Source organism: Actinomadura pelletieri DSM 43383 (assembly GCF_003634705.1).
GTDB lineage: Bacteria > Actinomycetota > Actinomycetes > Streptosporangiales > Streptosporangiaceae > Spirillospora > Spirillospora pelletieri.
Genome location: NZ_RBWU01000006.1, coordinates 380610 through 394400, shown reverse-complemented (window position 1 = coordinate 394400; position 13791 = coordinate 380610). Strand labels below are relative to the sequence as shown.

General features: G+C 71.6%; 13 protein-coding genes and 1 pseudogene. 4 read left to right on the top strand and 10 right to left on the bottom strand.

Going from position 1 to position 13791, the window contains the following annotated elements; translation table 11 throughout:
* Positions 1-101: 101 nt before the first annotated feature.
* Together BZB76_RS27070 and BZB76_RS27065 are read right to left on the bottom strand one after the other, a co-directional pair.
* On the bottom strand, positions 102-587 hold the full coding sequence (locus BZB76_RS27070) for a Crp/Fnr family transcriptional regulator (RefSeq protein WP_211343210.1): 486 nt from the start codon (positions 585-587) through the stop codon (positions 102-104).
* A gap of 121 nt (positions 588-708) precedes the next feature.
* Entirely contained in the window at positions 709-1134 is a 426-nt protein-coding gene (locus tag BZB76_RS27065; protein WP_121437235.1) for an OsmC family protein, read from the bottom strand.
* A gap of 158 nt (positions 1135-1292) precedes the next feature.
* Here BZB76_RS27065 and BZB76_RS27060 point away from each other — a divergent pair, with 158 nt between their 5' ends.
* Positions 1293-1733, top strand: coding sequence for a universal stress protein (locus BZB76_RS27060; RefSeq protein WP_121437234.1), 441 nt, complete (start codon positions 1293-1295; stop codon positions 1731-1733).
* Between the two features lie 33 nt (positions 1734-1766).
* Positions 1767-3254, top strand: a complete 1488-nt coding sequence (locus tag BZB76_RS27055) for a bifunctional aminoglycoside phosphotransferase/ATP-binding protein (protein ID WP_121437233.1) — start codon at positions 1767-1769, stop codon at positions 3252-3254.
* Positions 3255-3335: 81 nt separating this feature from the next.
* On the opposite strand, the gene BZB76_RS27050 is transcribed toward BZB76_RS27055, so the two are convergent.
* Together BZB76_RS27050 and BZB76_RS27045 are read right to left on the bottom strand one after the other, a co-directional pair.
* The gene (locus BZB76_RS27050) at positions 3336-3899 is read right to left on the bottom strand and encodes a DoxX family membrane protein (RefSeq protein ID WP_121437232.1); all 564 of its coding nucleotides are present in this window, start codon (positions 3897-3899) and stop codon (positions 3336-3338) included.
* A gap of 219 nt (positions 3900-4118) precedes the next feature.
* A complete protein-coding gene (locus tag BZB76_RS27045; RefSeq protein WP_246007230.1) occupies positions 4119-5126 on the bottom strand; it encodes an Acg family FMN-binding oxidoreductase in 1008 nt (335 codons plus the stop codon).
* Between the two features lie 191 nt (positions 5127-5317).
* Here BZB76_RS27045 and BZB76_RS27040 point away from each other — a divergent pair, with 191 nt between their 5' ends.
* The gene (locus tag BZB76_RS27040; RefSeq protein ID WP_121437231.1) at positions 5318-6004 is read left to right on the top strand and encodes a response regulator transcription factor; all 687 of its coding nucleotides are present in this window, start codon (positions 5318-5320) and stop codon (positions 6002-6004) included.
* A gap of 65 nt (positions 6005-6069) precedes the next feature.
* On the opposite strand, the gene BZB76_RS27035 is transcribed toward BZB76_RS27040, so the two are convergent.
* The 4 genes from BZB76_RS27035 to BZB76_RS27020 form a co-directional block, all read right to left on the bottom strand.
* Positions 6070-7110 carry a zinc-dependent alcohol dehydrogenase family protein gene (locus BZB76_RS27035; protein WP_121437230.1) on the bottom strand — a complete coding sequence of 347 codons (1041 nt, stop codon included), beginning with the start codon at positions 7108-7110 and terminating at the stop codon, positions 6070-6072.
* 11 nt (positions 7111-7121) lie between these two features.
* Positions 7122-7646, bottom strand: coding sequence for a flavodoxin domain-containing protein (locus BZB76_RS27030; protein ID WP_211343209.1), 525 nt, complete (start codon positions 7644-7646; stop codon positions 7122-7124).
* Positions 7643-8527, bottom strand: a complete 885-nt coding sequence (locus tag BZB76_RS27025; protein ID WP_121437228.1) for a universal stress protein — start codon at positions 8525-8527, stop codon at positions 7643-7645. The genes BZB76_RS27030 and BZB76_RS27025 overlap by 4 nt, the downstream gene beginning before the upstream one ends.
* Before the next feature lie 107 nt (positions 8528-8634).
* The gene (locus tag BZB76_RS27020) at positions 8635-9513 is read right to left on the bottom strand and encodes a universal stress protein (protein WP_121437227.1); all 879 of its coding nucleotides are present in this window, start codon (positions 9511-9513) and stop codon (positions 8635-8637) included.
* Positions 9514-9851: 338 nt separating this feature from the next.
* Here BZB76_RS27020 and BZB76_RS36470 point away from each other — a divergent pair.
* A pseudogene (locus BZB76_RS36470) lies at positions 9852-10049 on the top strand (glyceraldehyde 3-phosphate dehydrogenase NAD-binding domain-containing protein); the annotation flags it as partial.
* Between the two features lie 155 nt (positions 10050-10204).
* Here the strand turns inward: BZB76_RS36470 and BZB76_RS27010 are convergent.
* Positions 10205-11323 carry an acetate/propionate family kinase gene (locus BZB76_RS27010; protein WP_121437226.1) on the bottom strand — a complete coding sequence of 373 codons (1119 nt, stop codon included), beginning with the start codon at positions 11321-11323 and terminating at the stop codon, positions 10205-10207.
* Positions 11324-11327: 4 nt separating this feature from the next.
* A complete protein-coding gene (locus BZB76_RS27005) occupies positions 11328-13700 on the bottom strand; it encodes a phosphoketolase family protein (protein ID WP_246007229.1) in 2373 nt (790 codons plus the stop codon).
* Between the last annotated feature and the right edge of the window lie 91 nt (positions 13701-13791).

Below are 13791 nucleotides of genomic sequence, written 5' to 3'. Positions count from 1 at the left end.
GGTAGGTCTCGCCTACCGCCGCGGCCCGGTCGTGAACGTGTGGAGCAAGGTGTGGACGTGTGGTGGACGGGTGGACGTCCCTGTCCTGGGACGGAGAAGACCTAGGACAGGGACGCGTCGTTCACCAGTTGTACGTGGGAGAGTTCCAGTAGCCGTTTCTGGGTCGCCTCAAGCCGTTCCACGACGAGTTCGGCGAAGCGGCGTGTCAGCTCGAAGCCCAGCGACGGGTCAACCGCGCAGAACATCCGGACCAGGCGTCCGTCGAACTCGATCGTCTGGAGCGGTGTCGCGGCGACTCCTCCGAGCCGCCACCGGTAGGGGTGGAACAGCCATGACCAGCCCAGGACGGTGCCGGGGCCGAAGGTGTCGATGACGACGGAACCGCGTCCGGGGATGTGCAGGTCCACGGCCACGGTCCCGTCCCGGATGATCCAGAACCGTTCCGCCGGGTCGGACTCGTTGAAGATGCGCCGTCCCGCCGGGACGTCGACGAACCGGGCCGCCTTGGCCAGCCTGGTCAGGTCGGCGGTTCTCATGCCGCCCAGGAACGTTTCGCGGGCCAGATCCGCCCCGGTCACAACGCTCATCCGCCTCACTCCCCTCATGGTCTCCGAGCCCGCATGTGCTCCTGGGTTCCATCACACCGCCCGGCGATGTTCCCGTGGCAGGGCCGAACGGCCTTTCGCCCCGGGACCTCCGCCGGCGGGTTCAGGCGGCCGGTTCGGCGGCCCTCGCCTCGGTGACGACCTCCAGGCCGATCCGCGGCGGGTCCACCAGGGTGTTGTGGACCGTGCAGCCCTCCGCCGCCCTTCGCATCTCTTCGGCGTCGCCATCGGCCAGGGAGATGGGGGGACGCAGCCGCAGCCCGATCCTGGACACCCTCGCCGGAGTGCCCGCGCTCATGGCGTAGTCGGCGGTGACCTCCAACCCGTCCGCGGGAAGGCCACGCCACTGCAGGTACCGCCGCGCGTAGTGGGCCGCGCAGGCGGCCAGCGACGCCACGAACAGCTCGACCGGTGTGGGTCCGCCGTCCATGCCGCCCGCGGAGTACGGCTGGTCCAGGTAAACGACATGGTCCCGGACGAGCACGGCGAACTCGCTGTTCTCACGGTGGATGACTGTCATCTCACCCATCGGGCCACCTCCCGCGTTCCGATCTCCTTGGTCCGTCTCCAGCGTCCCTCGCGGGGGTTTGCGCAGGTAAGAGCCGAAGGTCCCACCCCGTCAGGACGCTCGGCACTGCTCCGTGGCCGCCGCGCCTGCGACGGTGGAGATGACAAGGGAGGACAGCGATGAGGATCATGCCCGAGCACCGTTCCGTCGTCGTGGGGGTGGACGGCTCCCCCAACTCCATGGCCGCGTTGCGGCGTGCCGCGCGGGAGGCCGTCGAACGCCACGCGCGGCTGGACGTCGTCCGCGTCCTGGAAACCGACGGCGCGACCGGAATCCGCCTGCTGCCGACCGCGCGGGAGTGGCTGAGACTCCGCCGTCTCGTGGCGCACACGATCCCGCGCGCCCAGCACCTCGGCACCCGGCTCCGGATCGTCCACGGCACACCCGGCAGGGCGCTCGCGGACGCGGCGGAGCACGCCGAGCTGCTGGTCGTCGGTGCCCGAGCGCACTCCGAGTACGGCAATCCGCTCGGCGGCGACACCGTCCCGGTCGTGCGCGAACACGCGCGCTGCGCCCTCCTGGTCTGCGCCGACCACACCGCCGCGTCCCAGGTCGGCTGATGACGGGAGCGACATATCCGAGAGGATGAGTCCATGGACAGCGCCGCCGTCAGCGAGACCCATATCGGCACCGTCTTCTTCACCGCGGACCGCGCCTACAAGGTTAAGAAGCCGGTGAATCTGGGCTTTCTCGACTTCAGTACACGCGAGTCGCGCGAACGGGCCTGCCATGAGGAAGTCCGGCTCAATCGCCGTTTCGCGCCCGACGTCTACCTGGGCGTCGCCGACGTTCACGGGCCCGACGGCGAGGTCTGCGACCATCTGGTCGTCATGCGGCGGATGCCCGCCGACCGGCGCCTGGCCACCCTGGTTCGGGCCGGTGCGCCCGTCGAGGACGCGCTGCGCGACGTCGCGCGGATTCTGGCGGCCTGGCACGCGCGGGCGCCCCGCGGGGCCGAGATCTCCGCCCAGGGCACCCGTGACGCTCTCCAGGGCCGCTGGAACGACGGTTTCGAGCAGGTCCGTCCCTTCCACGGTGATGTCATCGACGCGGCGACGGCCACCGAGATCGAGGAGCTCGTCACCGAGTTCCTCGCCGGTCGCGAGCCGTTGTTCGACGCGCGCATCGCCGACGGTCGTGTCGTCGACGGGCACGGCGACCTGCTCACCGGCGACGTCTTCTGCCTGGACGACGGCCCGCGAGTCCTGGACTGCCTGGAGTTCGACGAGAAGCTGCGCAGCCTGGACGGGCTCGACGACGCCTCGTTCCTGGCCATGGACCTGGAACGGCTCGACGCCCCGGCCCTCGCCGAACGGTTCGTCAACTGGTACGCCGAGTTCGCCGCCGATCCGGCGCCGCCCTCGCTGCGCCACCACTATGTCGCCTACCGGGCGTTCGTCCGCGCGAAGGTCGCCTGCCTGCGGCACGCCCAGGGCGATCCGTCCGCGGCCGCCGACGCGCGCGCCTACAGCGCCATCGCGCTCCGCCACCTGCGCGCCGGACGCGTCGGGGTGATCCTGGTGGGCGGACTTCCCGGTACCGGGAAGTCGTCGCTGGCCGGGGCGCTGGCCGACCGGCTCGGCTGCTCGCTGCTCAGCAGCGACCGTGTCCGCAAGGAACTGGCCGGGCTCGCTCCACTCGACTCCGGCGCCGCCCCCTACGGCGCCGGCATCTACACCCCCGAGTGGAACCGCCGTACCTACGGCGAACTCGCCGACCGCGCCGCTCGCCTGCTCGGCATGGGCGAGACGGTCATCCTGGACGCCTCGTGGACGTCCAAGGAACCCCGTGACCTTCTCGCGGCGACGGCCGAACGAGAACACGCGCATCTGACGTCCCTGCGCTGCGAGGCCCCCGAGGCGCTCACCGCCGACCGGATCCGCACCCGAACGCGTGGCCCGTCCGACGCCGACCCGGAGGTCGCCGCCGCCATGCGCGCGCAGGCGGCACCGTGGCCCGAAGCGGCGACCATCGCCACCGACGGGGAGTTGGGCGACGCGGTCGAACAGGCCCTCAACGCCGTCCGGCCGTACGGCACCGACGTCCTGTGGGCCCGCCGCCCGTTCCTCTCCCCCGACTGACATCCCCCGGCCGACATCCCCCGGCCGACATGCCTGAAGGGCGCCCACCTCGGTGGGCGCCCTTCAGGGTTTCGGAGGGGATTACTTGAGGAGGGGGAGGCGCTTGACGAGGCGGGTATCGCCCCACCAGCGGCCGAGGCCGAGGGTGTCGCCGGCGCTGACCAGGGCGAGGCCGACGAGGAGGATCGCGTAGATCAGGTGGTCGTCCATGAAAGGGTTGTTCTCGGGGGGCAGGACCGCGGTCCACATCATCACCAGCAGGGCCGCGCCGGTCACGGCGGCGATCCGCATGCCGATGCCGAGGATGAGCGCGGCGCCGATGGCCCCCAGGCCGATCATGAACAGCCAGTCGGCCCAGGCCGCTCCGGCGATGTCGTGGTAGAAGCCGGCGAACGGGCCCTTCGGGGCGTTCGCGAGGAATCCCTCGGTGGGGCTGCCGCCGTCGATCCACGCCTTGGCGGCGGGGGTCTCGTGGCCCAGCCCGAACAGCTTGTCCAGAAACGCCCAGACGAACACCCAGCCCACCGCGAACCGTGCCACCGCCCAGACGTAGCGGGCCGCCGGGGACTCGGTCAGCGGCTTGGGGGTCACCACCTGGATCAGGGTGCTGCGCCCGGTACGGCTCTTGTGCTCGGAGACTGCCATCGCCTCTCACCTTCCATCGCATCGCTGATTTCCTCACTACTCACTCAACCGTCTGGGGATTCGGCGCTGTAGGTCCGTTAGGACCTGCGCATCGGGACCAAGGTCCCCGTGTCACGGTGGTTTCGCAGAGCTGAACGTCCCACGATGGAATGGCGCCGAAATGGCGTAGCGCCACCCCCGCGGCCATTACGGCGGCGGGGGTGGCGCGAGCCTTTCCGGTCAGTTCTCCTCGGTGAGGACCTCGTCGACGGGGCGGCGGACGGTGGTCAGGTCCTCCTTGTCCGGGACGCCGAGGCGCAGCAGCATCTGCGGGTACGCGTCGCCGCAGAAGCGGGTCCGGACGAACGCGCGCAGCTCCGGAACCTGCAGGGCCTGCGTGTGGTACGCGGCGGCCAGGTCGTGTTCGGCGGCCCGCAGCAGCACGCGCTGCAGCGCCTGCCCGGCGTCCAGCCAGGCGGCGGGCGTGTCGTCGGCCGTGACCAGCAGGACCACGGCTCCGGCGAGGACCGTCCCGTCGTCGGTGGAGGGTTCGACGCCCCAGCCCTGGCCGCGGGCGAAGTCGCGGGCGGGGAAGTGCGGCTCGGTGCGCGGGGTCTGCCGGGGGTAGGCGCCCTGCTGGACGCCGTCCTTGCGGGCCGTGGCCGGTGCCGGGGCCCAGCGGGCGATCTCCGTCGCGTACGCGGACGTGCGTCGCTGCACGTGTTCGGCGGCGGCGGTCAACGCCGCCAAGGCGCCCTTGACGTTGGCGTCGACGGCCTGGACGAGCCGGCCGCCCTCCTGCTCGGCGGCATGCCGCAGCGACGTCAGGACTCCGGCGGCGACCGGGTCGGGCCGGAACCCGCCGCGGTGGCTGCGGCGCCGCCGGATCTGCGCGTACTCGCGTTCCGCCACGTCGCCCGCCCGCTCCCGCAGCGGTTCCAGGTGGACGTCGGCGAGCAGATGCGGCCGGTCCGGGTCGGGCAGCAGCCGCACGACGGGCTCGAACGCCTGCACGCGCAGCGAGAGCCGCAGGTTGTACAGCGCGGCCCCGCAGCTGATCAGCATCTCGCGGCCGTCCGGGTCCGCGACGTCCAGCCGGCGGTCCGGGTCGGCGCGCAGGCTGATCCGTGTGCCGCTGACCCCGAAGCGCCACGGCTGGGTGTTGTGCACCGACGGCGCCCAGACGGCGTCCTCCACGGCGCGGCGGACGACGTCGGTCACGACGTCCCTGCTCTTCGAAGGCATCATCACTCCCCCTTGGTCACCCCTCCAGCCCACCATTCGCGCCCTGACCTGCGGCAGGGTCGAAGGTCCCCGGCGGCAGGGGCCGTCCGTTGGTGTCCGGCGCGGCCGGGGCGGGGACGTTGGTCCCTGTGACCGTTCGCCGGTCGCTGGGTAACGTCGTCCACGTCACCGCCGAGCCGAGGGAACGATCTGCCATGACCGGTCAAGCCGAAGAGAGCCCACGGACCATCCGGGTCTTCCTGATGGACGATCACGAGGTCGTCCGGCGCGGCGTCGCGGCACTGCTGTCCGCCGAGGACGACATCGAGATCGTCGGCGAGGCCGGCACGGCGGCGGAGGCGCTGGCGCGGATTCCCGCCGCCCGGCCGGACGTCGCCGTCCTGGACGTCCGCCTCCCCGACGGCGACGGGGTGAGCGTCTGCCGTGAGATCCGCTCCCAGATGCCGGAGCTGGCCTGCCTCATGCTCACCTCGTTCGACGACGAGGACGCCCTGTTCGAGGCCGTCATGGCCGGGGCGGCGGGCTACGTCCTCAAGCAGATCCACGGCTCGGACCTCGTCGGCGCCGTCCGCACCGTCGCGACCGGCCAGTCGCTCCTCGACCCCCGGAGCACGGCCCGCATGCTCGAACGCATCCGTACCCGCCAGGAGAAGAAGAAGGACCCCCTTCAGGGCCTGACCGAGCAGGAGCGTCACATCCTGGAGCTGATCGGCGAGGGGCTGACCAACCGGCAGATCGGCGAGCGGCTCTTCCTGGCCGAGAAGACCGTCAAGAACTACATCTCCAACATCTTCGCCAAGCTCGGAATGAGCCGCCGCACCCAGGCCGCCGCCCTCGCCGCCAAACTCAAGACCGATTCCACCAAGGAGAGGCGCGAGTAGGAGCCGGTCGCCCACCTTCGAAGCCTCGGCCGTCGCGGAAACGGCCGAGGCTTCGCGGTTCCGGTTCAGCGGGTCAGGACGACCTTGAGCGCGCCGGTGTGGGCGGCGTCGGCGAAGACGTCGTACGCCTTCGGGAACTCGTCCAGCGTGAAGTTGTGGGTGATGAACCGTCCGGCGTCGAGCTGCCCCCCGGCCACCAGGCGGAGCAGGGTCGGCGTGGAGAAGGTGTCCACCAGGCCCGTGGTGATGGTGATGTCACGGATCCACTGCTCTTCCAGGTGCAGTGTCGCGGGGGCGCCGTGCACGCCGATGTTGGCGATCCGTCCGCCCGGACGGGCGAGGGCGACGGTCAGCTCGAACGCCTCCGGGACGCCGACGGCCTCGATCGTCACGTCCGCGCCGAGCCCCTCGGTCAGGTCGCGGACGGCGGCGAGCGGGTCCTGGCGGGAGTTGTTGACCGTGACGTCGGCGCCGAAGGCCTTGGCCGCCTCCAGCCGGCTGTCGGCCAGGTCGATCGCGACGATGCGGCTCGGGCTGAACAACCGCGCGCCCATGATCGCCGCGAGGCCGATCGGGCCCGCGCCGACGACCGCCACGACGTCACCCGGCCGGACGGCGCCGTTCAGCGCGCCGACCTCGTAACCGGTCGGCAGGATGTCGGCCAGCATCAGCACGTCCTGTGCGGGCACGCCCTCGGGCAACGGGTGGACGGAGGTGTCGGCGAACGGCACCCGCACATACTCGGCCTGGGTCCCGTCGATCTTGTGGCCGAGGATCCAGCCTCCGCCGCCCAGGCACTGCCCGTAGCGGCCCGCACGGCAGAACCGGCACGTCCCGCAGGCGGTGATGCACGAGACCAGGACCCGGTCGCCGGGCTTGACCGTCCGCACGCCCGGACCGACGGACTCGACGGTGCCGACCGCCTCGTGGCCGAGGATCCGCCCATCGGTCACCGCCGGCACGTCGCCCTTGAGAATGTGCAGGTCGGTGCCGCAGATCGTCACCGCGTCGACCCGGATGACCGCGTCACCGTCCTCGATGATCTCCGGCTTGGTGACCTCCTCCCACGCCCTGTTCCCGGGGCCGTGGTACACCAGTGCTCGCATGTCGTCGCTCCTTAGTCGATCTTGCTGCGGCCGTGTCCGGTCTTTGTGGCTCCCCTGAGTTCCCGGGCGATGCCGGCGGCCCATTCGGCGACCTGGTCGTGGTCGCGGAAGTCGCCGCTCGCCCGCTTGGCGATCCTGGAGGCCAGGAAGCCGTGGGCGTCGGGGGACAGGCGTCCACCGAAGGTGGCATGCCCGTGGGCGTGGAGCCGCCGGGCGATCTTGGCGACGCCGGGTGCGGGCGCGATCTGCTTCTCCTCGGCGGTGTGGTCCAGCGGCCCGCTGCTGAACAGCCACACCGGCCGGTGCGCCAGCGCGTCGGCGTGATGGCGGACGAAATGCCGCGCCTCCCGATGCCAGCGCCCCGCGTACAAGGCACCGCCGATGACGGCGGCGTCGTATCCGTCCAGCGCCGCGACCTCGCCGGCCGGGCGGACATCGGCGTCCAGCCCCGCCTCCCGGAGCGCGGCGCCGATCCAGTCGGCGATCTCGGCGGTTCCGCCGCGTTCGGAGGCGTAGGCCACCAGCACCCGCATCATGACGACTCCTCGGGGTTCGGGTCGCGTTCATGGACGACTGCGACCGGGCACGGCAACTCGTGCAGCACGGCCCGGGTCACCGCGCCGAGCAAAGTGGCTGGGGACGAACCGATCCCGCGGTCGCCCACCACCAGCAGCATCGCGTCGCGGGCGCTGTCGGCCAGGACGCGCGCGGCGCGCTCCCGCACGAACCGCTCCTCGACCGCGACATCGGGGTAATCGACCAGGCACGGCCCGACGGCGCTGGTGAACCGCGCCTTGGCCTGTTCCCTGACGGCCTGCGGGTCGGTGAACGGAAGCCGGTCGGGGCCGGGCAGCGCGCCCGGGTCCCACCACGCGCACACCAGCGTGACCACGGCGCCGAGCAGGCGCGCTTCCGCGAGCGCGAACCGCAGCGCGGCCACGCCGGCCGGGGAGCCGTCGATCCCGACGACGATCCGCTTCGCCCGCGCCGGGCCCGCGTGGGCGGGCACGACCACCACCGGACGGTCCGCGTGCGCCGGGACGTGCACGGCCGCCGATCCGAGGGGGAGCTTGTCGAATCCACCCGCCCCACGGGCGCCGACCACGATCAGCGCCGCGTCCGTCGACGCGGTCAGCAGCGCGGCCGAGGGCGTCCCGTCGAGCAGCACCGACCGTACGTCGAGGCCGGGGACGGTCTCGCGGGCGAGCCGTACGCCGTCGTCCAGGGTCAGCGCCCCCATGCCGCGGACGACCCGTTTCGCGTCGTCGTCCGCGGGACGTCGCGGATACGGCCAGTTCCACGCGTGACAGACCCGCAGGGGAACGCCCCGCAGGGACGCCTCGACCGCGGCCCAACGCAACGCGTGTTCGGCGGCCGGTGATGCGTCGAATCCGACCAGGACCTCTCGTCCGTCCATCTCGTCACCTCCTGGGCTTCCAGCCTCGCCCTACGCGGACGCGGGGTTCAGAGGCGTGGGTCCGCCGTTCGAGGGACCTTCGGCCCTAAGGGCCCGGGGACCGCCGGTCAGGCGGCGCGGGGAGCGGCATCGCGGGGAGGGACGACCGCGACGGTGCAGGGAGCGTGGTGCAGCATCGCCGAGCTGGTCGCGCCCAGCAGCAGCGGGTCGACGCCGGCGACGCCGCGATCTCCGACGACCAGCAGGTCGGCGCCGTCCGCCGCGTCCAGCAGCACTTCCCTGGGACGCTCCAACAGCAACGAGACCTCCACGGGAACCTTCGGATAACGCTCGGTCCATGGCCGGACGAGTTCGTCGAGTTCGGCGGCCCGTGCCCGGTAGAGCTTCTTCCTGTCGGTGAAGAGGGGCAGTTCCCAGTCGGGCACGACACCGGGTTCCCACGCCGCGTAGACCACGCGCAGATCGCTCTCGCGCAACGCGGCCTCCTCGATCGCGAAGCCGAGGGCCGCGTCCGCGCTCTCGGACCCGTCAACGCCGACGACGACGAGCCCCCGCGGCCGGCCGTACCGCCGGACCACGACGACGGGACGATGCGTGCACGCGGGCAGCCGCACCGCCGTCGATCCGGCGGGCACCTGGCGCCGTTCATGGGAGCCGACCACGATCAGTTCCGCGTCGCCGGACTCGCGGACCAGCGTGTCGCTCACCGGCCCTCGTCTGAGCAGCCCGTGCACCTTCCCCGGTGCCCCCAGGTCACCGGCCTGGCGGACGCCCTGGCGCAGGAGGTTCTCTCCGGCCCGCTGGAGCGCCGCCTTGACGCGGGGGTCCTCGTGCCCCTCCGGATACGGCCAGTGCCAGCAGTGGCAGATGGTCAGGTCGAGCCCGCGAAGCCGCGTCTCCTCCACCGCCCAGCGCAAGGCGGCGTCCCCGGTCCCGTCGTATCCGAGCAGGACGTGCGACCGTTGGGCTCTCTGCGGCGCGACCATCGCCAGGCCTCCCCCCACTCCTCGGCGCCGGGGCCCGTGGTCGGGTCCGGCGCTTGAAGATCGGCTCCGGAGAGTGGGGGAAGTCCGGCGCCGCTTGTGCGACGTCACTCGCTGCACGGGTGCGCGGGCTCCCGTTCTCCGTGCCGTTCACCCAGGCTTCCCCCACTCACCTCCAGTGAACCTCAGCGCCACCGGCCGCATCAGGGACGAAGGTCCCCCGTCGACGTGCAGTGCGGTACGGGTGGTCGCGACCAAGGTCCCTGGTGCCGTTCTCCCGCCCGACGGAGCCTGGAAGCGTCCGCACCGCACCACCATGAGGGAGACGAGAGGCCACCCGGATAGGGATCAACGGACTGGGCCGCATCGGTCGAAACTACGTGCGTCTGGCCCTGGAGCGCGGGCAGGAGATCGCCGCCGTCAACGACATCACCGACACCGCCACGCTGGCTCACCTGCTGAAATACGACTCGACCCACGGGCGGCTCGGCCGGACGGTGGAGCACGACGGAGCCGCGCTGATCATCGATGGGCGGCGTGTTCCCGCCCACCTCGCACCGCGACCCGGCCGACCTCGACCGGGATGCGGTGGGAGCCGAGATCGTGATCGAGTCCACCGGCACGCCCAAGCCCACGGGCCGGGACCGCACGAGCGGTCCCGGGCCGTGTCCCTTTCTCAGGCCGAGTCCCTTTCTCAGCCGCCCATCACCGAGCGGGTTCCCGCGGCTATCTCCAGGTCTTCGCGGGACGTGACGACGACCGTCGCGACCGCCGCGTCCGGCGGGCTGATCACCGTGTCGCCGTGGACGGCGGCATTGCGCTCCGGGTCGATCCGGGCGCCCAGATAGGCTAGACCGTCGACCAGGCGCCGGCGAACATCGAGATCGTGCTCGCCGACACCGCCGGTGAACACCAGCGCGTCCAGCCCGCCCAGCGCGGCGGTCATCGCGGCGGCGCAGCCGCGCAACCGGTGGTGGTAGACCGCCAACGCGGACACCGCCGCCTCGTCCCCGTCGGCGGCGCGGGACCGCAGTGCCCGCATGTCGCCGGTTCCGGCCAGTGCGCTCAGCCCGGAGCGGTGTTCCAGCGCGTCGCGGATCTCATCGGCGGGGACGCCGTGCGCCAGCAGCCACATCGGGATGCCCGGGTCGATGCCGCCCGCCCGGGTCGCCATGACCAGCCCGTCGAGCGGCGTGAAGCCCATCGTGGTGTCGACCGACCGGCCGCCGGCCACCGCCGACAGCGAGGCGCCCGCCCCCAGATGGCACACCACCAGCCGAAGGCCGCCGTGGTCGGCGGGACCGGCGGGGTCGGCGGGGTCGGCGTCCAGGAGTTCCCCCGCCCGGCGGGCCGCGTAGGAGTGGGACAGTCCGTGGAAGCCGTACCGGCGGATGCCGAGCTTCTCCCGCCATTCGGCGGGCAGCGCGTACGTCGCGGCGGCCTCGGGAAGGGTGGCGTGGAACGCGGTGTCGAAGCACGCCACGGCCGGGACGTCGGGGAACGCCCGGCGGACCTCGCCCAGCGCGTACAGCGACAGCGGCTGGTGCAGCGGCGCCAGTCCGGTCAGCCCGCGCAGCCGTTCGGTGACGTCGTCGTCGATCAGCACGGGTCGGGTGAAGTCGCGTCCGCCGTGGACGAAGCGGATGCCGACCGCGTCCGGGCGCGGCAGCCGCGCCACGGACGCCAGCACGCGTTCGGCCACCCGGTCCGCGCCGCCGGTGGGCATCTCGACGTGTGAGCGGACGGTGTCATCGGCCTCCACCAGGCTGAACTTGACGCTGCTGGAGCCGGGATTCACGGTGAGGATCCGCATCGGCTCAGTACGGCCAGGTCCAGTCGCTGATTTCGGGTGCGTCTTCGCCGTGTTCGCGGGTGTGGGCGCGTAGGCGGAGGCGTTCGTCGGCCATGCGTTGGCGGATGTGGGCGACGCGTCCGCCGAGGGTGGGGACGCGGTCGATGACGTCCATGACCAGGTGGAAGCGGTCCAGGTCGTTGAGCATGACCATGTCGAAGGGGGTCGTGGTGGTGCCTTCCTCCTTGTAGCCGCGGACGTGCAGGTTCGGGTGTCCTGCGCGGCGGTAGGTGAGCCGGTGGATCAGGTACGGGTAGCCGTGGAAGGCGAAGATGACGGGCTTGTCGGTGGTGAACAGCGCGTCGAACTCGGTGTCGGACAGCCCGTGCGGGTGCTCCTCGACCGGCTGCAGCCGCATCAGATCGACCACGTTCACGACCCGGACCCGCAGTTCGGGGAAGAACCCCCGCAGGAGATCGACCGCGGCCAGGGTCTCCAGGGTGGGGATGTCGCCCGCGCAGGCGAGAACGACGTCGGGTTCGGCGTCACCGTCCGTGGACGCCCATTCCCAGATCCCGATGCCCCGGGTGCAATGCGCGACGGCCTCGTCCATCGGCAGCCAGACCGGCGCGGGCTGCTTCCCGGCGACGATCACGTTCACGTTGTCCTGGGACCGGAGGCAGTGGTCGCCGACGGACAGGAGGGTGTTGGCGTCCGGTGGCAGGTACACGCGGACGATCTCGGGTTTCTTGTTCATGACGACGTCGAGGAAGCCGGGGTCCTGGTGGGTGAAGCCGTTGTGGTCCTGGCGCCACACGTGTGAGGAGAGCAGGTAGTTCAGGGATGCGATCGGGCGCCGCCATGGCAGGTCGCGGGTGACCTTCAGCCACTTGGCGTGCTGGTTGAACATCGCGTCCACGATGTGGATGAACGCCTCGTAGCTGTTGAACAGACCGTGCCGCCCGGTGAGCAGATAGCCCTCCAGCCAGCCCTGACACAAATGCTCGCTCAGCACCTCCATCACCCGTCCGGCGCGGGCGAGATGCTCGTCGGTGTCGAGGACCTCGCCCTCGAAGACCCGGTCGGTCACCTCGAACACCGCGCCCAGGCGGTTGGACGCGGTCTCGTCCGGGCCCATGATCCGGAACGTGCGCGGGTTGGCCGCCACGACGTCGCGCAGATAGTCGCCGAGCACGCGGGTCGCCTCCGCGACGCCCGTGCCGTGCTTGTCCGTCGGCACCGCGTACGTGCGCGGGTCGGGCAGTTCCAGCGGGCGCAGCAGCAGCCCGCCGTTGGCGTGCGGGTTGGCGCTCATCCGCCGTTCCCCGACCGGTGCCAGGTCGCGCAGCGTCGCGACCGGCCGGCCGTTCTCGTCGAACAGCTCGTCCGGGCCGTAGGAGCGCAGCCACGCCTCCAACTCCGCGAGGTGGGCGGGGTTGTCCCGGACGCCCGCGAGCGGCACCTGATGGGACCGCCAGGTGCCCTCCACGGGAAGCCCGTCGACCTCCTTCGGGCCCGTCCAGCCCTTCGGCGTCCGCAGGATGATCATGGGCCAGCGGGGGCGGTCGGTCGCGCCCTCGTCTCTGGCCGCCCGTTGGATGCGGCGGATCTCGTCCAGTGCCCGGTCCAGCGCGGTCGCCATCTGTTCGTGCATGACGGCCGGATCGTCCCCCGACACCACGATCGGGGCGTGCCCGTACCCCTCGAACAGCCGGACCAGCTCGTCCTCGGGGATCCGGGCCAGCACGGTCGGGTTGGCGATCTTGTAGCCGTTGAGGTGCAGGATCGGCAGCACCGCTCCGTCGTGTACCGGGTCGGTGAACTTGGTGGAGTGCCAGCTCGCCGCCAGCGGACCCGTCTCGGCCTCGCCGTCGCCGACGATGCACGCCACCACCAGGTCCGGGTTGTCGAACGCCGCCCCGTACGCGTGCGCCAGCGAATAGCCCAGCTCACCGCCCTCATGGATCGACCCGGGCGTCTCCGGCGCCACATGGCTGGGCACGCCGCCCGGGAAGGAGAACTGCCGGAAGAGCCGTCGCATCCCGGACGCGTCCTGGGAGACCAGCGGATAGACCTCGCTGTACGTGCCTTCCAGCCACGCGTTCGCGACCGCCGAGGGGCCGCCGTGCCCCGGCCCCATGATGTAGATCATGTCCAGGTCGCGGGCCTTGATCACCCGGTTGAGGTGCGCGTAGCAGAAGTTCAGCCCGGGTGAGGTGCCCCAGTGCCCGAGCAGCCGGGGCTTGATGTGCTCGGGCCGCAGCGGCTCCCGCAGCAACGGATTGTCCAGCAGATAGATCTGTCCGGCCGACAGATAGTTCGCGGCCCGCCAATAGGCGTCGATCAGGTCGAATTCGGAACCGGCCGGCAGGGTGCCGTTCGCGCTCGTCGACGTCACAATTCCTCCATGCGCTCGTTGATCTCAGCGCATCACACGGCGCCGCCCCAAGATCAGGGCCGAAGGTCACTTCTGGCGGACCGTCCGTCCA